This window comes from Pseudomonas sp. G3-19 (assembly GCF_054855875.1).
Map to the genome: position 1 here is coordinate 475,852 of NZ_JBMPIQ010000003.1, position 25,397 is coordinate 501,248.

The following is a 25,397-nucleotide window of genomic DNA, read 5'->3' on the forward strand; positions in this document are numbered from 1 at the left end:
TTCGGTTTCGCAATATACAAAACTATATAGCGGCGAAGCCAGCTAACTGTTCCACTTGCGACAGGGCTGAGCGGATATTTTTGTGTAAATTTCCTGATTCAGTCTTTCCTCAAGCGAGCGCTCTCTCTAGAATCCGCCCCGCCTCCGCAATGGAGGCTCATTGCTATCATTTGGCTCGGTTCACATAGGGAGGACAACATGCAATTCGGGAAAATCCTGGCGCTGGGCCTGGTGCTTGCGCTCGGTGGTTGTGCCAGTTTCACCAAAGACGAAGTGGCGCCGGTCAAACTGCCATCGATGGCCAGCTACGCCAACAAACCCAATGTCTATGTGGACTTCGACTTCTATCAGGGCGAGCCGAAAAGCGCTTCGGCCGTAGAAGTGCCGCAGGCGCGTGATCAGCTCAAGCCTGAGCTGCAAAAGATTCTGACCGATTCGGGCCTGTTCGGCCGTGTCACCCTGGACGAGTTCCAGAAGCAACCGGGCGACTACAGCCTGCGTCTGAAAATGTACAACCATCCGCCGAATGCCGGTTCGATGGTGCTGGGCTTCATCAGTGGTTTCAGCCTGGGGGTGATCCCGGCGTACGGCACCGATCAGTACACCATGAGCCTCGAAGCCGTCGACGGCACAGGCCAGGCCCTGACCACCGCGAGCAACCATGATGCGGTCGGTACCTGGATCGGTATCTGGTTCATTCCGCTGATGGGCAACACTCCGAAGGCTGCGGTCAACGACACCTTCGCCCGTCAGGTCAACGCGCTGCTCAAGCAGATGATCGACAACAACAACCTGAAATACTCGGCACTCGAGCCCCGTACTCCACGGGCCTGATGGCAAAAAAAAAGAGCCGCAATCGCGGCTCTTTTTTCGCCCTTACTTCAGGGCCTGGATGAACTGAGGATCGCTGTACAGTTCTTTCAGCAAGTCACGCAGCATCGGGTTGTAGGCGTTGACCGCATTTGGAATCGCAATGAAACCGAAGAAGCTGCTGCTCCACTGGCTGCTGACATGCTTGGTCGCGTCGTAAACCACATTCTGGCCATTGAGCAGGGTGAAGCGTGCCGCGAGTTGGCCTTCGCCTGTGCCCATGCCGGCCGACAGGTTGTTCTTCACCACCAGCACTTTCAACTGACGCTGAGCCTGCGGATCAAGCAGACCGGCCTTGCGCAGTTCTTCGGTGATCGCGTCCTGGATATGCGCCGGGATGCTGCCGGATGGCGAGCGCACCGGGTTGGCCCGCACAGTCAGCGAACCTTCACCGGATTCGGCAGTTACCTGAGGATTGCTGATCGCCTGCAGCGGCGGAGTCTGCTTGAGCTTCTGAACGTTTTCGAAGCTCGGCTCATAGCGAGTCATGGTCATGCCACAACCTTGCAGCAGCACTGCCAGCATCGGGATCAACAACAGAGACTTTTTCACGGCGTTTCCTTGCGTGAGGAATAAGGGGGGCGAATTATGGGCAGAGTGCCATCATTGGGCAACCGACTTCATCGTGAAGCGCTCAGAGCTTCAACAAATTCTCGATCTGCGCCAGTTCCCAGGTACTGAGCAGATTCACCGGGTCGGTGCCGTAACGGCTGTTGAATTGCCATTCGCGGCCATCCGGGCAGCGGCACTGTTCACAGTGATGCAAGCGCCCACCCTCAAAATCCAGCAACAAGCGCCAGCCCTCGATATCGACCGTAACCAGTCCGGTATCAGCGGGCGTCTCGGATCTATTGAACATCAGCACGCCCAGCGCAGCCTCGCGCAAGCGCTGGCAAACGTCGCGGGCGGTCAGCAATGCAGTCATGGTCGTACTCAATGGGCAGAAGCGCGTCAGGATAAATCGCGCGTCGACGGGTGTCAGCGATCACTGGCCCGATTCCGAACTATTCCGTAACATCCGCTCCCCGCTTTTTTACGAACATCAGCGGCCGTACTCGTCGGCCGTCAGTCAGGTAAGCCATGAAACCGAAACGTCTGCGCGCCGATGTCCTGGCCGGACTCACCACCTCATTTGCCCTGTTGCCCGAATGCATTGCGTTCGCGCTGGTGGCTCACCTCAACCCGCTGATGGGCCTGTACGGCGCCTTCATCATTTGTACGCTGACTGCGTTGTTCGGCGGCCGGCCGGGAATGGTCTCCGGGGCGGCGGGTTCGATGGCGGTGGTGATCGTGGCGCTGGTGGTGCAGCACGGCGTGCAGTACTTGCTGGCGACGGTGTTGCTCGGCGGTTTGATCATGATGGCGTTCGGCTTGTTGCGCCTGGGCAAACTGGTGCGCATGGTGCCGCATCCGGTGATGCTCGGTTTCGTCAACGGCCTGGCAATCATCATTGCACTGGCGCAACTGGAGCATTTCAAGAGCGGTGAACATTGGCTCAGCGGCACGCCGCTGTACCTGATGACCGGGCTGGTGCTGCTGACCATGGCCATCGTCTACATCCTGCCGCGCCTGACCCGCGCAGTGCCGCCGGCATTGGTGGCGATCCTCGGCGTGGGCCTGCTGGTCTACCTGTTCGGTCTGCCGACCCGCACCCTTGGCGACATGGCGCACATCGCCGGCGGTCTGCCGACTTTCGCGCTGCCGGACATCCCGTGGACGCTGGAAACCCTGCGCATCATCGCCCCGTACGCGATTCTGATGGCGCTGGTCGGTCTGCTGGAAACCCTGCTTACCCTGAACCTCACCGACGAAATCACTGAAACTCGCGGCTACCCGGATCGCGAGTGCGTGGCGCTGGGCGCGGCGAACGTGGTCTCGGGCGCGTTCGGTGGCATGGGCGGTTGCGCGATGATCGGCCAGACCGTGATCAACCTCAGTTCCGGCGGCCGTGGGCGTTTGTCCGGGGTGGTGGCGGGAGTGCTGATTCTGCTGTTCATCCTGTTTCTGTCGCCGCTGATCGAGCGTATTCCGCTGGCGGCACTGGTAGGAGTGATGTTGGTGGTCTCGCAGCAGACCTTCGCCTGGGCGTCGTTGCGGGTGTTGAACAAAGTGCCGCTCAACGATGTACTGGTGATCATCGCCGTGACCACTATCACCGTGTTCACCGACCTGGCCACTGCCGTACTCTGCGGGATCATCATCGCCGCGCTGAATTTCGCCTGGCAGCAGGCCCGCGAGTTGTACGCCGATGAGCATCTTGAAGCCGACGGCAACAAACTCTACCGCCTGCACGGCACGCTGTTTTTCGCCTCGACCACGCCGTTCCTCAACCAGTTCGACCCGGCCAATGACCCGGCCCGTGTGACTCTCGATTGCCGGCATTTGAGCTTCGTCGATTACTCGGCGATTGCCGCGTTGAAGACCCTGCGCGAGCGTTACGAAAAGGCGGGCAAGGAGCTGCAGGTGTTTCATCTCTCCGAGCGCTGCAAGAAGCTGTTGAAACGCGCCGGCGTCGAACACCACTGAGTGCAGTTGTGGGCGCGGCTTGCTCGCGAAGGCGGTATGTCGGTGAAACGGTATCGACTGCCACTACGCCTTCGAGCAAGCCCACTCCCACAGAGGCGATGCCAAAGATCACTATCGGGAGAACTTCTTCGCCCCGGCCACACAAAGAATCACGCCCACCGTCACCACCAGCATGCCGATGCTGACTTGCTCATGCAGCAACGTCGCTGCCAGCGCCAGGCCGAAAAACGGTTGCAGCAACTGCAGTTGACCAACCGCGGCAATCCCGCCCTGGGCCAGGCCGCGATACCAGAACACGAACGCGATCAGCATGCTGAACAGCGAAACGTAGCCCAGACAGACCCATGCCGACACGCTGATGCCGCTGAACGACGGCGGGGCCAGCCACAGGCTCGCAATTGCCATCGGGGGCAGCGACAAGACCAGCGCCCAACAGATCACCTGCCAGCCACCCAGGGTGCGCGACAGTTTTGCGCCTTCGGCATAACCCAGACCGCAGACCAGAATCGAGGCCAGCATCAGCAGGTCACCGGTGGGCGAGGCGGACAATCCCTGTGACAAGGCGAACCCCACCACCAGAGCACTGCCGAGGATCGAGAAGAACCAGAATACCGGGCGCGGACGCTCGCCACCGCGCAACACGCCAAACAGCGCAGTGGCCAATGGCAGCAAGCCGACAAAGACGATCGAATGCGCCGATGTCACGTGCTGCAATGCCAACGCCGTCAGCAGCGGGAAACCGAGCACGACGCCCAATGCCACGATCAGCAACGAAAACCACTGATCCCTGGACGGTCGCCGCTCACGGAACAACCACAACAGGGCAACGGCCAGGACGCCGGCAATGGCGGCGCGCGCGACGGTGAGAAACACCGGGTCAAACTCCAGCACGGCCAGGCGCGTCGCCGGCAGCGAGCCGCTGAAGCACACCACGCCAATAAAGCCGTTGATCCAGCCGCTGGTTTTTTCCAGTGTCGGGTTGCTCACGTTTGAAGTCCGTTCCATACGATTCACACTCATTGTGGGTTGCTTTGAGAGAATCCTATGATTGAGAATCAGGACAATCAAAAAATTGTCATGGATACATCCCGACATGTCCCGCTCTCGCTACAAGACCCTCGTCGACACTTACGCCGCCGACATTCGCACCGGACGTCTGGCGCCCGGCACCCGTCTGCCGACGCACCGGCAACTGGCCACGCAGGAAGGCCTGGCGCTGGTCACGGCCTCGCGGGTGTACGCCGAACTCGAAGCCATGGGGCTGGTCAGCGGCGAAACCGGGCGCGGCACCTTCGTGCGCGAAACCTCGTTGTCGCCGGGGCAGGGCATCGACCAGAAAGACGTGGCCGTCGGCATGATCGACCTCAATTTCAACTACCCGTCCTTGCCCGGTCAGACGCAATTGTTGCGCACCGCACTGCGCCAGTTGGCGTTGTCGGGAGATCTGGAAGCGTTGTTGCGCTATCAGCCCCATGCCGGCCGGGCCCACGAACGGGCTTCGGTCGCGCGCCATTTGCTCAGTCGCGGTGTCAACGTCGACGCCGAACAAGTACTGCTGGTCAACGGCGCCCAGCAGGGGCTGGCGGTGACGCTGATGGCGTTGCTCAAGCCCGGCGATGTGATCGCCGCCGATGCGCTGACCTATTCCGGGTTCAAAGTGCTGGCCGAGGCGTTGCATCTGGAAGTGGTGGCGATCCCGGTCAACGAGCAGGGGCCGGATCTGGCCGCGCTGGAAAAGCTCTGCCGCAGTCGCTCGGTGCGTGCGGTGTACAGCATGCCGACCCTGCACAACCCGCTTGGTTGGGTGATGCCTATCGAGCAGCGCGAAGAATTGGCTGCCATCGCGCGGCGGCATGATCTGACCCTTATCGAAGACGCGGCCTACGCTTTTCTGGTGGAAGACCCGCCGCGTCCTCTGATCGACCTGGCGCCTGAGCGCACGGTCTACGTTTCGGGCCTTTCGAAGAACATCGCCACCGGCCTGCGCGTCGGTTTCATTGCTGCGCCTGCGGCCCACGTTCCGGCACTGGAGCGGGTGATTCGCGCAACCACCTGGAACACCCCGGGACTGATGACCGCGATCGTCTGCGGCTGGCTCGACGACGGCACCGTGATCGAACTGGAAGCGCAAAAACGCCACGATGCTCAGGCGCGCCAGGCACTGGCTGCCGAGTTGCTCAAAGGGTTGCCATGCGTCGCCCATCCGAACTCGTATTTCCTGTGGCTGCCCTTGCCGGAAGACGTGCGTGCCGATCAGATTGTGGTGGAGCTGATGCAGAAGCAGATTTCGGTCACCACGGCCGAGCCGTTCGCCGTATCGGCGCATGTGCCGCATGCGATTCGACTGGCCCTGGGTTCAGTGGAAATGGATGTGTTGCGGCAGGCCTTGACCACCGTCAGGAAGGTCATCGCCGCTTACCTGTAAAACGAGGCCCGGGGACAGATGTTACCCTTGCGCAGCCAGATTCAAGCCGTTCCGGAACCTTAGATGAAAAACACCGTTGCACTCTTGCTTGCCTTGACCGCCACCGCCGTACTGTTCAGCTCGACCACCCGCGCTGCAGGCGATCCGCAGGCCGGCGAAAAGATCTTCCCGCGCCTGTGCGGCGGCTGCCACCAGGTTGGCCCGGATGCGCGCCCGGGGTTCGGCCCGCAACTCAACGGCATCATCGGTCGAGCGGCCGGAACCTCGGCCAATTACGTGTATTCCGAGGCGATGAAAAATTCGGGCAAGACCTGGGACCGCGAAACGCTGACTGCGTATCTGAAAGATCCAAAGGGCGTGGTGCCGGGCACACGAATGATTTTCTGGGGGCTGAGTGACGAGGAGAAAATCGATAATTTGCTGGCGTATCTGCAGCAGTTCTCCAATTAAAGATTTTGCTCGACCGGCCCGGCAAACCAGGCCAACGGCATTTGCGAAGTCAAAGAGGGCTGATCAAGCCACCTGATTACGGCCCGCCGCTTTCGCCTGATACAGCTGCTGGTCGGCACGTTTGATCAGCATCGTGTGGCTGTTGTCCGCCGGGTCGGCCAGCGCGACGCCAATGCTCACCGTGACCTGTCCGATCTCGGGAAAGTGCGCCTGGGCCACGGCGACACGGATCTTTTCGGCGACCACCTCTGGAGTATCAGGCTGGGCGACTTCCGGCAGCAGTACGGCGAATTCCTCGCCGCCATAACGGGCGACGAAGTCTGTGGCGCGCACGCTGACCTGAATGAGCTGCGCCAATTGCTGCAACACGTCGTCGCCAATCGCGTGGCCGTAGGTGTCGTTGATACGCTTGAAGTGATCGGCGTCGATCAGCAGCAGGGCAAACGGTCGCCCGGTGCGGCGGAACAGCAGACTGTATTCGCTGAGTTTTTCATCGAAGCGGCGACGGTTGTAGACGCCGGACAGGGCGTCGTGGGTCGCCAGGTTCAACAGGTCGGCATTGGCCTGCATCAGGGCCGCGGTGCGCTGGGCGACGGTTGCTTCCAGCGAGGCGTTGGCTTCCTGCAGTTCGCGCTCCTTGGCCAGCAGCGACCGGGTCATGGCGTCGATCGACTGCCCAAGCTGGGCGATTTCCCGCACCGGGTGCTGCAGCGGGAAGTGTGCGCCGGGCTGCTGGTTCTGCACCTGTTTGGCCGAGTGCGCGAGTTGCTCGATCGGCCGGCTCAGATACTGCGCCAGATAGTACGCCACCAGCCCGAATGCCACGGCGGCGGCCACACCCAGCAGCAACAATTTATAGAGCAGCAGGCGCGCCGGCTCCAGAGCGGTGTCCAGTGGCTGGCGCACGGCAATCGACCAGGACAACGCCGTACTCGAAGGCGTCGGTACGGTGACCATGCTGGTCAGGTAACCGTTGCCGACCGACCAGCCCGGCGACTTCGAATCATTCACCGCCAGTTGCTGGCCCATCAGGGCTTCCGGGTACAGCACCTTGCCGTCGTGATCGATGATCAGCGCTTCGATATCCGGCGACGCATTTTTATGCGAGAACGCTGCCGATTCGACGATACGCGTCACCCAGCTCCAGTGCGCGTGCGCGCCCAGCACGCCAATCACCTGGCCGTCGGCGTTGCGGATCGGGGCGGCGAAGTCGATGAAACGCAGCGGTTCGCCGTTGGGCGTTCCCGGCAGCAGTTTGGCCAGCAACACCGCTTCGTGCGGGTCACCGGTGTACTCACCCCGCAGGCCAGCCTGGAACCATGGCCGTTGCTGCACCGATTGCCCGACCAGCAAATTATTCACCGCTTGATGCACATGGCCCTCGGCATCGGTCACGCCCATCCACGCATACTCGGCCCGGGCCTGGGTGCGCAGTTGCATCGATTTGAGAATCGCCGGGTTGTCGAGGTCGCCGCGTTCCAGATGCGGCGCACGGCTGAGCAGGTAGACCTCCAGCTGGCGCTCGCGTAATTGGTCACCGAGCAACGTTGCCGCAGAACGCGCGGTATTGAGCAGTGAATTGCCGCTGACCTGTTTCATCTGTTCGGTGGCGATATGCCCGACATAGAAGCCGACGCTCGCCAGGGTCAGCAGGGACAAACCGGCGAACCAGAGGGTCAGGTGACTTCGCAGACTGGCTTTGAGCATGGGCAGGCAAATTCTGTTTGGACGTTGTGGCCGCATGGTATGCGCATTAAGCGTCGGGCTGCCAGTCGGTCGCTTCGGATAAGCACCGTCGGAAGTTTCGCCAATGCCCTACAAGGCAAGGTCCTTTCTGACGCGGGTTGTTGAAAAGAACCACGCCAGCAAACGACGAAATGCAAAAGCCCGGCTGATCAGGCCGGGCTTCTTTGACTGCTTTAGAGCCGTTGTTTTATGCATTGCGGCTTTCGATCAGACGATCCGAACCACCTTCAGCGACACGGCGTTCTTGCAGACGATCCGAACCACCTTCAGCGACACGGCGTTCCTGCAGACGATCCGAACCACCTTCAGCGACACGGCGTTCTTGCAGACGATCCGAACCACCTTCAGCGACGCGGCGCTCCAGCAGACGATCCGAGCCACCTTCAGCGACACGGCGCTCCAGCAGACGATCCGAGCCACCTTCGGCAACACGGCGCTCCAGCAAACGATCAGAACCACCTTCAGCCAGACGGCTTTCAATCAACTTGTCCGAGCCGCCTTCAGCGACCAAGGTGTGAACGGGTGTTGCTGCAAAAGCGTTAACTGCAAGAACCGAGAAAGCGATGCCGAGGATGGTTTGGCGTTTCATGATCGTGTGCTCCGGGGTGTATTGGGTTGGTATGGAGCTGATGTTACGCCGCGGATTTTTTATGAGAACTTCATTGGCGTGATGGTGACTATCGACGCCAGCGATGTATGCCGCAAGTCCGGATTCAGAGCTTCTGCGCCCGAATGCATAGTTCTCCGGTGGCGCGGGTCAGGGCCAGATCATGCAGTGCGTCGTGTGTCAGGCCCTGCCGGGCCTTGGCCAGCCAGACCGGGCAATCCGGGTCGCGGCGATGCGGCGCGAAGTCGGCGTACTGGCGCAGCAGGCGGGTTTGCAGCTCGTCCAGGCGCGGACGAATCTGCCCGGCCAGATCCGGTCGCGGCGTGTCCGGCGCCGCACCAGCCGCTTGCCATTGCGCGAGCAATCCGTACTGCACCAGTTTGTTTGCCTCCATTTGTGCAGCGATCAACTGGGCGACTTCTTCGGGGTCGAGCTGGTGTTCGGTCGCCAGGGTGCGGGCATTGGCGATGACCTGGGCTTCGCGCGGGCTGTCCTGAATCGGCTTGCCACTGTCCCATTTGGTCAGGGCGACGAGGTCGCCGATGTTCAGGCGTTCGTTCAAGGTTGTCAGCAACGGACGCAACGATTCGGAGGAAACAGGGGGCTCGGCGGCGCCGGCAGTATGGCTGAACAGAAGCAGCAGGGAACAGGTCAGAGCATTTCGCAACGGAGTCATGGGCAGGCGCGTTCCACAAAAAATAGTGCCGACATTTAAGCCTTGAGCAGAGGCGATGTCGACCGACTTTATCCCGCCCATCTAGCGTAATATCCCTCGCATCTCCCACCCCGAGAACGATCCTCAATGCAAACCCCCAGCACCATCAAACCGCTCTGGCAAACCTACCTGCTGTTCCTTGCGCCGATGGTGTTGTCCAACTTCCTGCAATCGATGTCGGGCACGGTCAACAGCATTTACATTGGGCAGATGCTCGGTACGCAAGCGCTGGCGGCGGTGTCGGGGATGTTTCCGGTGATCTTTTTCTTTATCGCGCTGGTGATCGGCCTGGGCGCGGGCGCCGGGGTGTTGATCGGCCAGGCGTGGGGCGCGCGCGAGGCACACATGGTCAAGGCGATCGCCGGGGCAACGCTGTTGCTGGGGGTGTTGATCGGTTTGCTGGCGGCGGTACTCGGCAGCGTGTTTGCGCGTCAGGCATTGCAAGGGTTAGGAACGCCGGCGGATGTACTGGACGACGCAGTGGCGTATGCGCACGTGATGATGTGGATTCTGCCGTCGATGCTGGTGTTTGTGCTGTTCACGCAATTGCTGCGCGGAGTCAGCGACACCGTGTCGCCACTGTTGGCGCTGATCGTGTCGACCTCGGTCGGGCTGGCGCTGACCCCGGCGTTGATTCGCGGCTGGTTCGGTCTGCCACAGTTGGGCATTCAGAGTGCCGCCTTCGCCGGACTGGCCGGTAACCTGTCGGCCATGACGTGGCTGGCGTGGCGGCTGATTCGCAAGGACCATCCGCTGGCGCCGGACCGCGAGTTCTTCGCGGCACTGCGCCTGGACGCGGCGATTCTCGGCAAGGTGCTGCGCATCGGCCTGCCGACCGGGGTGCAGATGATCGTGTTGTCGCTGTCGGAGCTGGTGATTCTGGCGCTGGTCAACCAGCACGGCTCGCAGGCGACAGCGGCCTATGGCGCGGTGACGCAGATCGTCAACTACGTGCAGTTTCCGGCGCTGTCGATTGCCATCACCGCCTCGATCCTTGGCGCCCAGGCCATTGGTGCCGGGCAACTGCAACGCCTGGCAGCGATCCTGCGCACCGGGCTGTTGATCAACGTGTGCCTGACCGGCGGTTTGATTGTGCTCGGTTACCTGTTGTCGCACTGGTTGCTGGGACTGTTCCTGACCGAAGATTCGACCCGGGCGATGGCTGAGCACTTGCTGCACATCATGTTGTGGAGCCTGTTGGTGTTCGGCTTCCAGGCGATCATCGGCGGCATCATGCGCGCCAGCGGAACGGTGCTGGTGCCGGTGATTATTGCGATTGTCTGCGTGGTCGGCGTGCAGTTGCCGGCAGCTTACTGGCTGGACGGTCAGTACGGTTTGCAGGGCGTTTGGATGGCGTTCCCGGTGGCGTATCTGGGCATGCTGGTGTTGCAGACGCTGTATTACAAACTGGTCTGGCAGCATCAGAAGATCGAGCGGCTGGTCTGAGCCCGAGCCACATCGGCAGACAAATGACATGGCGCATTCGCCGGTTGTTTGCTTAAGTCAGTCGAGGCCTCGAAGGTTTGCCCTGTCCGGAGAATCCCATGCGTGCCCGATTCACCGCTGTGGCACTGTTTGCCTGCCTGTGCGTCACGAGCGCGGCGCAGGCCGCTGAATACAACCGCGTCAACACCACCGCCAGCCAGATCAGTTTCACCTACAGCCAGATGGGCTCGCTGATGTACGGCACCTTCGGCAAGTTCGACGCGACACTGCAGTTCGACAGCGACAACCTCGCCGGCGCCCACACCACATTGCACATCGACCTGAACAGCATCGACGCCGGCAGCACCGACGCCAACACCGAACTGGTGAAACCGGCGTGGTTCGATACGCAGCGCTTTCCCGTGGCGGTGTTCGAGTCCAGCCGTTTTACCTGGGTCACGGGCAATCATTATCTGATCGCCGGCCAGCTCACCCTCAAGGGCATCACCCGCGAGGTGCAGGTGCCGGTCGAGCTGAAACCGGACAGTTCGATCGGCATTTTCGACGGTGAGCTGGTGCTCAAGCGTGACCAGTTCGGACTCGGGGCGGGGGAGTGGACGGACACTGTGGTGTCCAACGACATCGCGATCAAGTTCAAGGTAGTGGCGCCACAGCAGTGACGCCAGCCGCTCAGGTCAGTAGGCGCGCCAATGTCCCGGTGCCCAGCGCCACTCACGTCCATCCCAACGATAGTGACCGGCGACCCAGTGATAACCGGGCGCTGGCATGACCGGCACGACTTCCACCGGCGGTGGTGGCCGATGCGGCCGTACCGGTTCGACAATGCAGCCCGACAGGGTGATCGCGACCAGTGAGGCGGCGAGCAGGGTTTTCAGGTTTCGCGACATGGTGGTCTTCCCGGTAGATAAGTTGTTGTTGCCGAGCGGGTTCAACGGGCCCAGTGGCCTTCGACCCAGTACCAGTTAGGACCGCGCGCCTGCCAGTGGCCTGGTCGCCAGTGCGCGCCGTACCTCACCGGTTGCCAATGACCGGGCATCCACACGTAGCCGCGTCCTTCCCAGCGCCAATGGCCCTGATCCCAGACATAACCGGGGCGCGGGCCGGGCATCACTTCCATGCGCATCGGCGGCGGTGCCTGCTGAATGTAAACCGGGGGTTGTGCAAACACCGGGGTGCTGGCCAGCGCTGCCAGGGTCAGCGGCACCAGCAACAAGGCTTGCCGCCATTTGAACAGAGAACGCAAAACGTTCATGTGAACTCCTCAAGGCCTGCGTTAAAAAAGTGAACGCAGCTGAAGAATTGGACGCTAAATCGGCGAAAGATCCGAGCCTTGGCAGATGAAATTTTCTTCAGGTCAACCGTCAGCTTGCTTCGGTATTTCCTGCGACAGTGGCAGGCGTCGGGACACGGTATGATGTCGCGGTTTTCCGCCGGAGTTCAGTTGTCATGCCACGCATCACCCACTACAAATCCCCATGCCCCGAAAGCGTCAACAGCCAGATTCTGCAACTGGTGGTCGATTACCTGACCGACATCAGCGCGGTCGGTCTTGGCCCGAGCAATCTGCTGTACAACGTCTATCAGTACGCGGTCGGCTATGAGGTGCATCTGTATCTGGAGGCGCTGAATGGCGAGAAGGGCACCGAGGTGGAGTTGCTGGTAGCGACGGCCGAGGACGATCCGGAGCGGGTCATAGGTTTCCTCTTGTACCTGCCGGTGCAAGGCGATTGGGAGGCGTGCAGCGTCGCCTACATGGCCGTGCGCGAAGGCTATCGGCGCCAGGGCGTGGCGCGGGCGATGATCGGCGAGATGGTCAGCCGTTATCCGCACGCCGAACTGACCTGCAGCGTCGGCAAGGTGCCGTACTTCGAGGCGCTGGGTTTCGAGGTGATCGGCGCGCGCGAAACCCAGGTGTTGATGAGCACCCGGCATTACCGCAGCAATGGCCTGCGCGGTTTCATCGACACCACACCGATCTATCGCTCGCTGGAAGTGCAGCAGATCCACACCTACCTGCTGCAGAAAAACGGCAAGCGCGCGATGCTCGATGCGGAAAAACAGCGCGACCGGCATCTGGATCAAACTACCCGTCACGTCGAAGAGTTTGTCCGTCAGCGCCTGACGCTGCACTGAGTCCTGAGTCCGGCGCAAAAAACGGACAAAAAAAGAGCCTCAAGGCTCTTTGATGGGGAGAAGTAGAGCCCATGAGGCTCAAGCTGCGCATGAAACAGGGAACAGGCTTGATTTGGGGTTCAGAACACCCGTTCCCTACGCAGTCGCTCAGGAGTGAAGCGCCTGCGTACCTTCATCATGGGAACGCGCGGGGGCCGACTCAAGTACCGCTAGTCGCACGGGCGGCGGCCCGTTCCACCATCGCGATGATGGTCGCGAACAACTCGTCCTTCGCTTGCCGGGCACTGATTTCAGCACTGGCGGCAGCATTCGACAACGCCTCGGCGGCACCGAGCATCGCGCGCAAACCGGCTTGGGTGATTTCCCCGCCAGCAGCCAGCGGTTGCAGCACACTGCGGCACTTTTCGAGGAAGATTGCCTCGTAGTCGCGCTTGATCTTTTCCAGCTCCGGCGTGCTGCCCAGCGCGGCAATCACTCCAGGAATCTCATTGCCCTGCAATAACACGCAATCGACGTACGCCGTGGCGATCACTGTCGCGGTGGCGGTCAGTGTCGGCGGACATTGGTCGATGGCAGCGTCCATCACCGCGGTCTGGCGCGTATCGAAGTCCCGGTAAAGCGCCGCGAGCAAGCCCGAGCGAGTGGTGAAGTGGTCGTAGACCACCGGTTTGGTCACCCCTGCCTTGTCCGCCAGATAACCCAGGGTCAGGGCATCGGTGCCCTCGGCCCGAATGATCTGCCAGGCGACGTCGAGCAACTGGCGGTTGCGATCTTCGCGCGACAGGCGACGTCGCGGCTGGGCAGGGGAGTCGGCTTCGGTCATTTCTGTGGTTGACATCGGTTATATACCAAACGTAACTTACTGTTCGTAACTTACCAAGAGTACATAGCCCTTGGTCAGCGCAAACTTACAGGAGAATGACCATGCACGCATTGATTGTTGTGGCGCATCACGAACCGCGTTCGCTGACCCACAGCGTGGCAACGCAGATTGCCGAGGGCCTGACAAGCGCCAACCCTGCCAATACCCGGGAAATCGCCGATCTGTACGCCGAGGGATTTCAGCCGGTGTTCGGCGCAGCGGATTTCGCCGTGCATCACCGTGAGGCGCGGCCGCCAGCCGACGTATTGGCGGAACAGGCACGGATTGATCGGGCCGACGCTCTGGTGCTGGTATTCCCGGTGTACTGGTGGTCGATGCCGGCGTTGCTCAAGGGTTGGATTGATCGGGTGTTCAGCAACGGCTGGGCGTTTGATTTCGCTGGCGACCTCAAGCATGTGAAGAAGCTGCAGCGCCTGCGCGTGCATCTGGTCGGGCTTGCGGGGGCCGACGAACGCGCCTACGAACGCCACGGTTATGGCCCGGCGATGAAGGCGCAGATCGAACACGGGATTTTCGATTACAGCGGGGCGACGGTGGTCAGCTCGACGCTGATGGTGGAGTCGGAGGTGCGTGATCCGCAGGAGCATCTGCAAACGGCGCGACATATCGGCGCCCAGATGTTCACCTGAACCTCACCTCCTGCAGCAGCTGCCGAAGGCTGCGATCTTTTGATTTATGAAAGCAAGGTCAAAAGATCGCAGCGTGCCGCAGCTCCTACAGGTCAGCGGGCGCCGGGCCAGCCGGCCTTGGCGAGGGCGGCGAGCAGAGTTTCCTTATCCAGCCCAGGCACTGCATGCCCGTTGCCCTCGGTGCTCTCGCTGGCGAGCAGGGCGTTGATGATCGCTTCTTCGACCGCTTCGGTGGCGGCGAGGAACAGCTCGCTGATGTGGTCGTTGTTGACCATGCGCAAGCCGTCGCAGGTTGGCGCGCCTTTGCCCTCGTAGGCGGCGGGCGGCACGTGATCGTTGCCGGTGGCGAAGGCGATGAAGATGTCGCCGCTGTGGTCTTCGTTACCGCCGCCGCTGCGCGCCAGACCGAGGCTGGCGCGCTGTGCCAGGCGCGTGCATTGATGCGGCAGCAGCGGTGCGTCGGTGGCCAGGCAGACCACGATCGAACCCATGCCTGGATGCGGCAGCGAAGCCCGCAGGAACGGCGAATCTACCTGCTCCATGTAGCGGCCCACCGGATAACCGTCTACCCGCAACTCACTGCGAATGCCGTGGTTGGCCTGCACGATCGCCCCCACGGTCCAACCGCCCTGAGCGCTGCTCAAACGGCGTGACGCGCTGCCGATGCCGCCCTTGAATTCATGGCAGATCATGCCGCTGCCGCCACCAACGGCGCCTTCTTCTACTGCGCCGTCATGCGCTGAGCTCAGCGCCTCGGCGACATGCTCGGGCTTTACGTGAAAACCATTAATGTCGTTGAGCAAGCCATCGAAAGTTTCCAGCACCACCGGCATGTTCCAGTAGAGGCGCCCGTCGTCCGGTTGCTGCTGACGATCCAGCGCAATCAACGCATCGCGCACCACGCCAAGACTGTGGGTGTTGGTGAAGGCGATGGGACTGGTCAGCAGCCCGGCCTCGCGAATCCACTCAAGGCCGGTGGCATCGCCATTGCCATTGAGCACATGCACCCCGGCGAAGCACGGTTGCTGGTTGGTCGAGCCGCGGCGCGGTTCGATCACTGTGACGCCGGTGCAGATGTCCCGTCCGCTGTCGCTGCGGCCACGCACGTTACTGTGGCCGACGCGCACGCCGGGGACGTCGGTGATGGCGTTGAGCGGGCCGGGTTGCAGTTGGCCGATGCGGATGTTGAGGTCACGGGCACGAGGTTTCATGGGATGTCTCTCTATAAAAAGGCAGAAATGAATGAGCGGGACTGAACACAAAACCCCTGTGGGAGCGTGGCTTGCCCGCGAATGCGGTGTGTCATTCAAAGGAGATGTTGACTGACCCGACGCATTCGCGAGCAAGCTCGCTCCCACAGGGAAATGTGTTGGGGTTACTGGCCGTTCTTGACCTTGCTCCACACCCGCGTACGCACGCGTTCGGTGGCTTTGGGCAGCGGTTCCAGGGTGTACAACGTGGCCATCGCCGCGGCCGACGGATACACCGCCGGGTTATCCCGCGTGGCCTCGGCCACCAGTGGTGTCGCCGCACGATTGCCGTTGGGGTACGACAGGTGATCACTGACCGGCGCGATCACTTCCGGGCGCAGCAGGTAGTCGATAAACGCCAGACCCTGAGCGCGGTTCGGCGCATCCTTGAGCAGCACCAGCGTGTCGAACCACACTGGCGCGCCTTCCTTGGGCAGGCTGTAGGCGATCTTCACGCCGTTGTTGGCCTGCTCGGCGTTGGTCTTGGCTTCGAGCATTGCACCGGACCAGCCGACTGCCACGCAGATGTTGCCGTTGGACAGGTCACTGATGAACTTCGACGAGTTGAAGTAGGCAATGTGCGGGCGCAATTTGAGCAGCAGCGCTTCGGCTTTCTGATAGTCCTCGGGGTTGGTGCTGTTGGGCGGCAAGCCCAGGTAGTGCAGGGCCACCGGGAGCATTTCCGACGGCGAGTCGAGCATCGCCACCCCGCACTGGCCGAGCTTGGCGAGGTTCTCTTCTTTGAACACCAGATCCCACGAATCCAGCGGCGCCTTGTCGCCGAGCGCGGCGCGCACTTTGTCGACGTTGTAGCCGATGCCGTTGGTGCCCCACAGATAAGGCACGGCGTATTGATTGCCGGGGTCGTTGTTGGCCAGTTTGCTCAGCAGATCGCTGTCCAGATTGTTCCAGCCCGGCAGTTGATCGCGAGGCAGCGGGGCGAGGGCGCCGGCCTTGATCAGCGTCGGCAGGCTGAAGTTGCTCGCCACCACCACGTCGTAACCGCTGCGGCTGGTCAGCAGTTTGCCTTCGAGCACTTCGGCGCTGTCGAAGGTGTCGTAAACCGGTTGAATGCCGCTGTCGCGCTTGAAGTCAGCCAACGTCGTGGGGCCGATGTAGTCGTACCAGTTGTAAACGTGCACGCTCGGCGCATCGGCGGCACTGGCGGCGGATGCGACGCCAAAACAGGCGAGCAGGCCAAGGTTGATGCCCCGGTTGATATAGCCACGACGACAACGCATGATGCGGCACTCCTGGCCTGCGGCAGGCCGGTGATTGACAGGAGTGCTCAGCCTATCGGGGCGGGCACGCCTGACCCATTCCCATCATGGGTTACTCAAAAGGGGTAGAGCGTGGACGCGTTGTTGCAGGAGTTGCCGGTGCACCAAAGTCTGGCGCGGGTGTTTGCCGCCGTCGGCCAGGACGCTTTCTGGCGCGCGTTGGTCGACACGCTGCGCCTGCTGGTGCCGCTGGACAACGCGCTGGTGGCGTTGATGAAGGCGGGGCAGGCACCGCAATTGCTGATCGACTTCGACAGCAAGGGCCGCGCCGACGAGCAGGAAGAACTGGCCAGCTACACCGCTGGCATGTACCTGCTCGATCCGTTCTACCAAACCGCCTCGACCGGCATCGCCGACGGCCTGCATAGCCTGGCCTCGGTGGCGCCGGACCAGTTTCTGCACAGCGAGTATTACCAGAGCTACTTTCGCTCGGTGGTCGGTGAGGACGAGTTGCAGTTCATGATCAACATCGAGGGCGGCGTGCTTGGCCTGTCACTCGGACGCTCGACGGCTTTCGATCTGGCCGAGCAGGGCCGTCTGCTGTGTGTGCGCGACTGGGTGCTGGCGGCGATGCGCCGACACGTGCAGCTGTTGCCGCCGCAAGGGACGGGCGCCGAGCCGGTGGCGGGGGATCTGGCAACGCTGCTCGATCGCTTCGATGCGCGCCTGACCACCCGTGAAGTCGACACCGCGCGGCTGATTCTGCAGGGCTTTTCCAGCAAGGCCATCGCCCAGCAGATGGGCATCTCGCCGGAGACGGTGAAAGTGCATCGGCGCAATCTCTATCACAAGCTCAATGTGAACGGGCATGGCGAACTGTTTGCGCTGGTGTTGCGCCCACCGACTGCCTGAACCTGTGGGAACTGGCTTGCCAGCAATGACGCCCTTACAGCCAACCAATCCCCAAATGAATACACCCAATACAACTGTAAGGGCCAGCCTGCTGGCGAAGGCGGCTCACCAGCCAACCAATCCCAAACTGAATGCACTCAGTCAAATTGTGGGAGCGGGCTTACCAGCGATGGCGGCCTGCCAACCGACCAACCTCCCACCTGAATGCACTCATTCCAACTGTGGGAGCGGGCTTGCTCGCGAAAGCGGCCTGCCAGACAAAATCAAAACAACAGAGCAAACGCCGCACATAAACATCACCCCGCAACCACGTTTAAAGTACACGAACCGTTACGCCATGCCGGCTACAACGCCTTGCGCCGTTACCTACGCGTACGCCAGAATCCGCCGGCTTACACGGCTATGCGACGGGCTTATCGTTTCCCTGTCACTGAAAATCAGTGATCGGGTTTGGTAGCCCGTCTGTAATAGCTGTATGGCAACACCTATGCAGTCCCTTTGTGGGGCTCGGTTTTATGGTGGTCATGCGTGGGGCTCACTCGTGAGCGCCGGGTTCCTATTGCAGCCGGTCTACCAACCCGCGTATGGCCACCACCCCTCGTTTGGTAGCGAGAGTGATGGCTCCTGAATAACTGCAATAGGAGTACATCCATGTTCAAAGCCACACCCAACCCCCCGGACACCTCAATCCCGTACGACCCAGCCCTCGACCCGCAGAAGATAAAAGCCGCGACCGACCGTGCCATCAACTTCTACCTCAACCCCGGCGCCCTGAAGATCTCGATCCCTTCAATCTCGTCATGCAAGGCGAACAGAATCTTCCTCATCGACCCCACCGTGGACGAAGAAACCTTGCTCGTCGAAGCCTGCGAATCATTAGCCGCCGCCAGCGACATGGCCCGCGATATTGGCGACGTCGTCGACCACCCACAGCGCCGGGCGATGCTGATGCTGCATCAGGTGATCATGCTCAGTGAACTGATGGTCAACCGGGTACTGGACGGCCGCCGCGTGCCGAATTAACTGCCCGGTCCCCCTGTAGGAGCTGCCGCAGGCTGCGATCTTTTGATTTTGTTTTTCAAGATCAAGATCAATAGATCGCAGCCTGCGGCAGCTCCTACAGTGAGTAATCCTTTCAAAGTGCCCCGATCGGAGTTCCAGCTGATGTCCGAAACCTCAACCAATCCGCCAATCACAGACCCGCTATCTCCCTACGAATCCCTCAACTCCAGAAAACTCCACGAAGCCGCCGAACGCGCCCTCGACCATTACCTCGCGCCCGCGAACATCATGGCAACGCCGTACACCCCCAGCAGCATGTTCCTGGTCAACCCACAAACCGACACCGAATCCCTGCTGGCCAACGCCTGCGAATCCCTGGCCTTCGGCCACGGTCATGCTCGGTGATTTCGCCGGCACGCTGGAGGGGCCGAGTCGTAATACGGTGTTGGGCATTGCGCAGGTGGTGATGCTGGGGGAGTTGGCGGTGAATCAGGTGCTGGATAATGTTGTGCCCAAGGAATAGGTGCTGACAGTTCTGGCCTCTTCGCGAGCAGGCTCGCTCCTACAGTGGATCTGCGTTGGTCACGGGTTAAGTGCCCGGCAAAGATCCCTTGTAGGCGTGAGTCTATTAAATAAATTCGTCCCCTTCTCCCGCCTTATTCCAGATTGTTTTTCGCAGGCCAAGAATTGGCCTGCATATGTTTTGAGTAATGTAGGTGAGTATTCGGATACAGCTGTGCTCGGGTTAATTGATCGGGGTAACACTATCGTGGGAAATCGTTACCCCGGCCAATAACCTCCTGGGTTCACTTCAGTTCATTGAAAACACACCAGCTTTAGGCGAAAGTGCTAAGCACCTCCCCACCAAGGAGAGGTGCCTAGCGTGGATTACCCGTTTTCGGGCAGTGATGCTCTTGGAGAGGTCACGGGAACTGTTTAGCTTTTGAATGTGACCCTGCCGATGTCAATCCAATGCGCGGATTCATTCCCAAAATTCGTAGTCACCACGAACTTGAGTGTATCGAACGCTTGGCCATTGTCTGGGGCGACGTCCCGTTCATAATATTCTTCAGGTGGCTTACCCTCGTAATACAACATTGAGAACACCACAAAATTGTTCCGTAGAAACTCAAGCTGGACGCGGATAGAAAGAGTTATGGAAAAGATGCCGTAGATTGTTGCGCTCTTGGCACTCCCTTGTTTCAATCCTAAGGAGTACGCAAGTGTGGCTGAACTATCCGCGCCGTGCATACTGCCCCGAAACCACGGTGTCGAACCCATGTCGGTCACCAAAACGCCCTGGTGCCGCATCCCCCCTGTATTTGTATTCAACGTTACTTTGGTGTGCGTCCCCTCGAGAGATCCCCCTGGATTTGAAATCAGTACTTCTTTTGGATATGACTTAAAGTCTTCGACGAGGTCAACGAAATCGACCACGTTCACTATCCACTCTCCCGACTCCATCCCGCTGCCATACAACGCCTTGGCTTTGAACACATGCTTCGTACGCGTCAGTCCGGTCAGTTCAACCGTCCATATTCCATCTGCATTGGCCTCGACCCTTTTGCCTGTGGAGCTGTTACCGTCGAAAATTTCCACCTCAAGATGCTTGGTCGCCGTCCCCCTCAGACGAACAGTGGTGTCACCGGTGCTTCCATCATTGCTGATTGGCTGCCCGTTGGAATCTTCCGCACCGGTGATCGCCGGCCGGACCCCATTCAATACGGTCAGGCGCCAGGGATTCGACGGCGGGTTATTTGCGTATTGACCAATGGCCGTGAAAGTATGCAACACGTCCAACGACAACCCGCTAACGGGACGGCTCCAGATGGAGTTGCTTTCTGCCTTGGCCTTGCCTTTGGAGACCGCACCGAGAAAAACTTCCACCTCCTGGCCGGCCGGCGCAGAGCCAGTGAGCGTGATGCTGGTGTGCACGGTGTAACCGTTTTCGCGGATGTTCCAGTTGCTCTCGTCTTTTACTGATGTGATGGCCGGTGTGTCGGCAGCCACCACGACCACGATCCGCGGAAGCGATACCTCCTCATTACCATACCGCGCAGTAGCGGTGAAACTATGGGTGTCGGCGCTCAGCCCCGTCACCGGGAACTCCCAGTCACCACTCTGTGGATCGATGTCGGCAATGCCTATCTCGATATTGCCATCCTTGATCAGGACTTTCTGACCTTTAGCGCCTTTCCCTTCAAGCTTGATCGAGGTGTCAACGGTCGTGGCGCCCGGGAGAATTTCTTCCCCTTTGGAGTTTTCCACCCGAGTGATAGTTGGCGCGGTAGGAGCGGTCACGACCACGACCCACTGATCCGATATCTGCCCATTGCCGTACTGGGCAGTGGCGGTGAAACTATGGGAGACAAGGGCCAGCCCCGTCACCGGAAACTCCCAGTCACCACTCTGTGGATCGACGTCGGCAATGCCTATCTCGATGTTGCCGTCTTTGATCAGGACTTTCTGACCTTTAGCCCCTTTCCCTTCAAGCTTGATCGAAGTGTCAACGGTCGTGGCGCCCGGGAGAATCTCATTCCCTTTGGAGTCTTTCGATCCGGTAATTTCTGGCCGAACATCCTCAAACGCTTTGATCATGTAGGTGCGCACAGGGAAGTCCACTGCCTCGCTCTCATTCGTGTTCTTGCCGAACGCGGCCTTGAACTCCATGGTCAGCGGGCTGCCATCCTTGAGGTTTCTCAAGCCTGCAAAGGCGATGCTTCGCTCGTAATAACCTTGATTGATCCATTGATCAGTGACGTATGAGCCTGGTGCCGTATGAATCTGCAGGTTGTAGTTGCTGCCATCAGCGTTCGTCCCTTTCAGGCGCAGCCAGACATATTGGCCTGTGGCAATCAACGGCCAGACGCCCATGCGATAGGTGGCATTGCTGGTCAGATTCCCTACGTTGAACTCCGGGCCTTCGCCGTCGTTGTCCGCGTCCTTGATGATCGGTTTGAGCAGTTCATTCTGCGGCATGCTCAACACAGTCAAATCAAAGACGAGGGACGGCAGCGGCTTGCTGTCGCGGATGACGACGTAGGACACCTTCACATCTTTGTTCAGGTTGAACGCGACCACACTATTCGGAATCGCAAACTCCCGGTTGCTGCCCAGCGGCCGAGGAACAGAGGTGTGCGAACCGCCTGCGGGCGTACCCTGTGCGCCAGTCCAGGTGGCGATGATTTCATCAGTTGGCAGCAACGCGCTGTTGTCCGGCACCACGATGGTCAAGGTGTCCCTGACCAGCAGCGGGTTGAGTGTGCTGTCGCCGTTGTTCTCCTTGATCGAGGGGGCGAGCAGTTCCAGCGCGACGCCCACGGTGAACACCAATGGATTCGAAAGGCTGGTCTCATCTGTGGCATTCCGCCAGAGCTGGTAACGGACGGTGATCTTGCTGCCGCGGTTCGGTTCGATGTGCTGGGCGACGAAGGCGGCGTCCAGGTTGATGACCCAGTCTTGTTGGGCGGTTACGGCATTGAATGTGCGGGACCCGGGTTCCTCGCCGGAGATGTCGCCCACCCACTTCCAGGTGGCCTCGTCGTTGGCTACCCATGGCTTCACCACAGGCCTGGGGATGGTCAGTTTACTGGTACCGCCGGGCAGTGTGGCCGGGTCGAGGAAGCCGTTCGCCACCCCGAGGACAATGGGGGCGTCCAGCTCGAATTTCGGTTCACCCACATTGAGCAATTTCGTGTGCAGCGATTCCCGTCTGAGGATCTCGTCGCCTTCGGCTGTCAGCAGGTCGTACCACCCCTTCAGGGTTCCGCCGTCAAGGAGCTTGAGGTTGTAGTCATCGACGGTGATGACAAAACCTTCGGGATTCTCGACTTCATCCTCCTCCGGAATGTGCCACTCCAACTCAGGCAGGAAGGTGCTGCCGTCCGGACGTTTACCCAACAGGAACAGCTCAATGCCCATGCCGTACTCGATGGCCGGATCGAACGGAATGCGGACGTTGATGGGTGTCTTCGTGGGATCGATGAAGTCTCCCTCGGCTTCTTCGATGATCGGTGCGGCCAGGCGGTGGGCTGCGCCGGTGACTTGTACAAACTGCCTTTTTGAGCGTAACGGGTCACTGCTGCCGCTGCGTTCCAGCCGATAGAAGAAACTGATCTGGGTATTGACCAGTTTACGCACGGCCGCAATGGACAGCTTGAACTCGTAGTTATGCGGGATATTGTCGACGGTCTGGGGCAGAGCGGTGACTTCGACTTTTTCGCCCTCCAGGGTGGTGCCGAGCATGGTCAAGTGAATGATGTCATTCATCTCGAAGTCTGGTCGGTCGGCCGTGACATGCACTGTGATGTCGTTGTCGCCCTGTTTATCGGCGTCGAGCTTGTTGTTGACGGCCTCCTGAACAATCGGTGCGGCCAGCAGGTCGATGCCGGTGGTGACGACAATGCGGGTTGCCTTGCACCAGTCTTCCGATTCATTGCCGACGATGTCGCGCACCTTGAAGGTGACCGCCAGACCGAAGAGGTCGGTGTCACCAGCCTCTTTAATAGTGGCTTTGGAGACCGTGATTAATATCGGGTTTGCCGCTGGATCGTTGATCTGCTCCAGGGTCACCGGTGTGGAATACTCAAAAAAGCCACCCCAACTGAGATGAATGACGTCGCCCTCCGCGATGTCAGGGTAAGGCAAGCCGCCGGCCGCGGACCTGATGACAATCGGCACCCCCGCTTCGGCAACGTCTTTGTCCACCCCGCCGTTGACGATTGCCGGGGGAATGTACATGTACAGGTTGGAGTGACCAGGGTCCGGGTCGGTATCCTGGCCACCGGGGAGTTCCAGTTTGACGAAGAGGTCGAGGGGCTTGTCCGGACGCTCTTCTTTTTGATTGGGCTGTTTGATTTCGTAGGTGAGTTGGTAAGGACCTGTCTGCAGATGACGAGGAGCCACCCACAAGAGGGTCGGTTGTTTGAGCTCGGTCTGGTCAATGATGGGACGCCCGTCGACCTCACGGTCATTGAGCAGCAGCTTGACGGTATCGCCGACAGCCTTGGTGGCCCAGATGGGGATGACGACCAGCAGGCCGAGGTCGGGAAAAGTGAACACCGCCGCCCGGTTGATCCCCCACTGACCGGAAGGCAGGAGGCGCCCGAGCACTATCGGGTCCAGCAGTGAATGGGGGGCAGAGATTTTCATCTTGGGCTGAACGAGCATGGACGGAACTCCGTGCGAACTGTCGGGAGACAAAGGGCGTGGAGTTATTCAGCGCTGAAGATGACGGCTCTGGCTACTGTCAGAAATTACAGGTAGGGACGTATTTGCGATGAACGGTCGGGGGGCGCTGAGGTGATTGCGGGTGGGCAGGACAGCGCGGCAATCATCAGCAGCGTGCTCAATGATCATTCGTTGAAGACGGGGACGGTTTGATCTCGGCCTGAACGACAAAACCCGCCGCCCCGGTTGATCGGGGCGGCGGGTTTTGTCCTTCTGAAGAAATGGGTTGCCGGTGAGTCAGTCTTCGCGAGCAGGCTCACTCCTACAGGGATGAGCGGGGTTCGCGGGATGTCGGGTCAGTCGAGGCGTTTGAAGACGAGCGCCTTCAGGCCGCTCTCAGGATCAATATCCGGAAACTCCGGCGGATTCTCCAGCCGCTCCTCAAAGCGCAAACTCGGCGCCTCTTGCGTCACGCCATCGATCAGAAAGTCCGAACCGAACGACGGATCATTCATGCACGCCAGCACCGTGCCGTCAGCCGTGAGCAATTCCGGTAAACGACGCAATACGCGCTGGTAATCCTTGGTCAGCAGAAAGCTGCCTTTCTGGAACGACGGCGGGTCGATGATGACCAGGTCGTACGGGCCGCTGTTGATCACCTTGCCCCAGGACTTGAACAAGTCGTGACCGAGAAAACTCACCTTGCTCAGGTCATGCCCGTTCAGCCGGTGATTGTCGCGACCACGGCTCAGCGCGGCGCGGGACATGTCGAGATTGACCACATGGCTGGCGCCGCCTTCGATGGCTGCCACGGAAAACCCGCAGGTGTAGGCGAACAGGTTCAGCACCCGTTTGCCCGCCGCTTGTTCACGCACCCAGTTGCGCCCGTAGCGCATGTCGAGAAAAAGCCCGGCGTTTTGCTTGCGGCCCAGGTCGACGCGGTACTGCAAGCCGCCCTCGACGATGCTCATCTCGTCGATTTCATTGCCCAGCAACCATTCGGCGGTGCTCTGCGGCAAATACCGATGTTGCACCAGCAAGGTGTGGGCGCCGGACTGTTGCCACTCGGCCGAGGTGCTGAGGTCTAGCAGCGATTGCTTGAGCGCTTCGAGCTGTTCGGGCTGCGGCTCCTTGAACAGCGACACCAGCACCACGCCTTGCAGCCAGTCCACCGTCAACTGTTCCAGCCCCGGCCAGCAACGCCCACGGCCATGGAACAGGCGGCGGGTTTCGCTCGGTGCCGCGGCGAGTGCAGGCAGCAGATGGGCGCGGAGGGTGGCGAGGGCTTCAGGGTTCATCAGTCACGGTCGGCAAGCAAAAGGGCCGGCATTTTAACCACAAAAGCCGCTTGGCGAACGCCCGTCGCCGAACGCTGATCAGGACTGTTAAGAAAAGACCTGTATCAAAAATGAAT

General features: G+C 60.3%; 23 protein-coding genes and 1 pseudogene. 11 read left to right on the top strand and 13 right to left on the bottom strand.

Annotation, left to right across the window (positions count from 1 at the left end; all coding sequences use genetic code 11):
• Window positions 1-198: 198 nt before the first annotated feature.
• Entirely contained in the window at window positions 199-834 is a 636-nt protein-coding gene (locus ACOYXI_RS02240) for a hypothetical protein (RefSeq protein ID WP_098968177.1), read from the top strand.
• Window positions 835-876: 42 nt separating this feature from the next.
• Here the strand turns inward: ACOYXI_RS02240 and ACOYXI_RS02245 are convergent, their stop codons facing one another.
• Window positions 877-1,422, bottom strand: coding sequence for a hypothetical protein (locus tag ACOYXI_RS02245; protein WP_027614702.1), 546 nt, complete (start codon window positions 1,420-1,422; stop codon window positions 877-879).
• A gap of 82 nt (window positions 1,423-1,504) precedes the next feature.
• Window positions 1,505-1,795 carry a DUF7693 family protein gene (locus tag ACOYXI_RS02250; protein ID WP_098968178.1) on the bottom strand — a complete coding sequence of 97 codons (291 nt, stop codon included), beginning with the start codon at window positions 1,793-1,795 and terminating at the stop codon, window positions 1,505-1,507.
• Window positions 1,796-1,950: 155 nt separating this feature from the next.
• Here ACOYXI_RS02250 and ACOYXI_RS02255 point away from each other — a divergent pair, with 155 nt between their 5' ends.
• Window positions 1,951-3,396 (top strand): SulP family inorganic anion transporter, encoded by a 1,446-nt coding sequence (locus ACOYXI_RS02255; RefSeq protein ID WP_461674230.1) that lies wholly within the window; start codon window positions 1,951-1,953, stop codon window positions 3,394-3,396.
• A 111-nt stretch (window positions 3,397-3,507) separates the two neighbouring features.
• Here the strand turns inward: ACOYXI_RS02255 and ACOYXI_RS02260 are convergent, their stop codons facing one another.
• Window positions 3,508-4,401: a DMT family transporter gene (locus tag ACOYXI_RS02260; RefSeq protein WP_135295458.1), complete on the bottom strand. Its 894-nt coding sequence runs from the start codon at window positions 4,399-4,401 to the stop codon at window positions 3,508-3,510.
• A gap of 88 nt (window positions 4,402-4,489) precedes the next feature.
• On the opposite strand from ACOYXI_RS02260, the gene ACOYXI_RS02265 reads away from it, so the two are divergent.
• Both ACOYXI_RS02265 and ACOYXI_RS02270 read left to right on the top strand, forming a co-directional pair.
• Window positions 4,490-5,821 carry an aminotransferase-like domain-containing protein gene (locus tag ACOYXI_RS02265; RefSeq protein WP_096795617.1) on the top strand — a complete coding sequence of 444 codons (1,332 nt, stop codon included), beginning with the start codon at window positions 4,490-4,492 and terminating at the stop codon, window positions 5,819-5,821.
• Window positions 5,822-5,884: 63 nt separating this feature from the next.
• Window positions 5,885-6,271, top strand: coding sequence for a c-type cytochrome (locus ACOYXI_RS02270; RefSeq protein ID WP_027614707.1), 387 nt, complete (start codon window positions 5,885-5,887; stop codon window positions 6,269-6,271).
• A gap of 63 nt (window positions 6,272-6,334) precedes the next feature.
• Here ACOYXI_RS02270 and ACOYXI_RS02275 read toward each other — a convergent pair whose 3' ends face one another.
• From ACOYXI_RS02275 to ACOYXI_RS02285, 3 genes are all read right to left on the bottom strand, one after another.
• Window positions 6,335-7,978 carry a sensor domain-containing diguanylate cyclase gene (locus tag ACOYXI_RS02275; protein ID WP_461674231.1) on the bottom strand — a complete coding sequence of 548 codons (1,644 nt, stop codon included), beginning with the start codon at window positions 7,976-7,978 and terminating at the stop codon, window positions 6,335-6,337.
• A gap of 226 nt (window positions 7,979-8,204) precedes the next feature.
• On the bottom strand, window positions 8,205-8,606 hold the full coding sequence (locus ACOYXI_RS02280; RefSeq protein ID WP_027614709.1) for a hypothetical protein: 402 nt from the start codon (window positions 8,604-8,606) through the stop codon (window positions 8,205-8,207).
• Between the two features lie 124 nt (window positions 8,607-8,730).
• The gene (locus ACOYXI_RS02285; protein WP_336841357.1) at window positions 8,731-9,300 is read right to left on the bottom strand and encodes a chorismate mutase; all 570 of its coding nucleotides are present in this window, start codon (window positions 9,298-9,300) and stop codon (window positions 8,731-8,733) included.
• 126 nt (window positions 9,301-9,426) lie between these two features.
• Here ACOYXI_RS02285 and ACOYXI_RS02290 point away from each other — a divergent pair, with 126 nt between their 5' ends.
• Together ACOYXI_RS02290 and ACOYXI_RS02295 are read left to right on the top strand one after the other, a co-directional pair.
• On the top strand, window positions 9,427-10,785 hold the full coding sequence (locus ACOYXI_RS02290; protein WP_027614711.1) for an MATE family efflux transporter: 1,359 nt from the start codon (window positions 9,427-9,429) through the stop codon (window positions 10,783-10,785).
• A gap of 98 nt (window positions 10,786-10,883) precedes the next feature.
• Window positions 10,884-11,444 (top strand): YceI family protein, encoded by a 561-nt coding sequence (locus tag ACOYXI_RS02295; protein ID WP_461674232.1) that lies wholly within the window; start codon window positions 10,884-10,886, stop codon window positions 11,442-11,444.
• A 15-nt stretch (window positions 11,445-11,459) separates the two neighbouring features.
• On the opposite strand, the gene ACOYXI_RS02300 is transcribed toward ACOYXI_RS02295, so the two are convergent.
• On the bottom strand, window positions 11,460-11,672 hold the full coding sequence (locus tag ACOYXI_RS02300) for a YXWGXW repeat-containing protein (RefSeq protein ID WP_027614713.1): 213 nt from the start codon (window positions 11,670-11,672) through the stop codon (window positions 11,460-11,462).
• Between the two features lie 41 nt (window positions 11,673-11,713).
• The gene (locus ACOYXI_RS02305) at window positions 11,714-12,037 is read right to left on the bottom strand and encodes a YXWGXW repeat-containing protein (protein WP_097088058.1); all 324 of its coding nucleotides are present in this window, start codon (window positions 12,035-12,037) and stop codon (window positions 11,714-11,716) included.
• A gap of 194 nt (window positions 12,038-12,231) precedes the next feature.
• On the opposite strand from ACOYXI_RS02305, the gene ACOYXI_RS02310 reads away from it, so the two are divergent.
• Window positions 12,232-12,918: a GNAT family N-acetyltransferase gene (locus tag ACOYXI_RS02310; protein ID WP_103369584.1), complete on the top strand. Its 687-nt coding sequence runs from the start codon at window positions 12,232-12,234 to the stop codon at window positions 12,916-12,918.
• A gap of 199 nt (window positions 12,919-13,117) precedes the next feature.
• On the opposite strand, the gene ACOYXI_RS02315 is transcribed toward ACOYXI_RS02310, so the two are convergent.
• Window positions 13,118-13,756 carry a TetR/AcrR family transcriptional regulator gene (locus tag ACOYXI_RS02315; RefSeq protein ID WP_461674233.1) on the bottom strand — a complete coding sequence of 213 codons (639 nt, stop codon included), beginning with the start codon at window positions 13,754-13,756 and terminating at the stop codon, window positions 13,118-13,120.
• A gap of 86 nt (window positions 13,757-13,842) precedes the next feature.
• Between ACOYXI_RS02315 and ACOYXI_RS02320 the strand changes: the two genes are divergently transcribed.
• Complete coding sequence (locus tag ACOYXI_RS02320) at window positions 13,843-14,430, top strand: NAD(P)H-dependent oxidoreductase (RefSeq protein WP_098968187.1); 588 nt, start codon at window positions 13,843-13,845, stop codon at window positions 14,428-14,430.
• Window positions 14,431-14,522: 92 nt separating this feature from the next.
• On the opposite strand, the gene ACOYXI_RS02325 is transcribed toward ACOYXI_RS02320, so the two are convergent.
• Both ACOYXI_RS02325 and ACOYXI_RS02330 read right to left on the bottom strand, forming a co-directional pair.
• On the bottom strand, window positions 14,523-15,641 hold the full coding sequence (locus ACOYXI_RS02325) for a DmpA family aminopeptidase (protein ID WP_461674234.1): 1,119 nt from the start codon (window positions 15,639-15,641) through the stop codon (window positions 14,523-14,525).
• Between the two features lie 164 nt (window positions 15,642-15,805).
• Window positions 15,806-16,921: a polyamine ABC transporter substrate-binding protein gene (locus tag ACOYXI_RS02330; RefSeq protein WP_461674235.1), complete on the bottom strand. Its 1,116-nt coding sequence runs from the start codon at window positions 16,919-16,921 to the stop codon at window positions 15,806-15,808.
• A gap of 111 nt (window positions 16,922-17,032) precedes the next feature.
• Here ACOYXI_RS02330 and ACOYXI_RS02335 point away from each other — a divergent pair, with 111 nt between their 5' ends.
• The 3 genes and pseudogenes from ACOYXI_RS02335 (at window position 17,033) to ACOYXI_RS02345 (ending at window position 19,337) form a co-directional block, all read left to right on the top strand.
• The gene (locus tag ACOYXI_RS02335; protein ID WP_461674236.1) at window positions 17,033-17,812 is read left to right on the top strand and encodes a helix-turn-helix transcriptional regulator; all 780 of its coding nucleotides are present in this window, start codon (window positions 17,033-17,035) and stop codon (window positions 17,810-17,812) included.
• Between the two features lie 651 nt (window positions 17,813-18,463).
• Complete coding sequence (locus tag ACOYXI_RS02340) at window positions 18,464-18,835, top strand: DUF6124 family protein (protein WP_461674237.1); 372 nt, start codon at window positions 18,464-18,466, stop codon at window positions 18,833-18,835.
• Window positions 18,836-18,976: 141 nt separating this feature from the next.
• Window positions 18,977-19,337: pseudogene (locus ACOYXI_RS02345) on the top strand (DUF6124 family protein).
• Between the two features lie 413 nt (window positions 19,338-19,750).
• On the opposite strand, the gene ACOYXI_RS02350 reads toward ACOYXI_RS02345, so the two are convergent.
• Together ACOYXI_RS02350 and ACOYXI_RS02355 are read right to left on the bottom strand one after the other, a co-directional pair.
• Entirely contained in the window at window positions 19,751-23,983 is a 4,233-nt protein-coding gene (locus ACOYXI_RS02350; RefSeq protein WP_461674238.1) for a hypothetical protein, read from the bottom strand.
• Window positions 23,984-24,339: 356 nt separating this feature from the next.
• Window positions 24,340-25,281, bottom strand: a complete 942-nt coding sequence (locus tag ACOYXI_RS02355; protein WP_461674239.1) for a class I SAM-dependent methyltransferase — start codon at window positions 25,279-25,281, stop codon at window positions 24,340-24,342.
• Window positions 25,282-25,397: the final 116 nt, after the last annotated feature.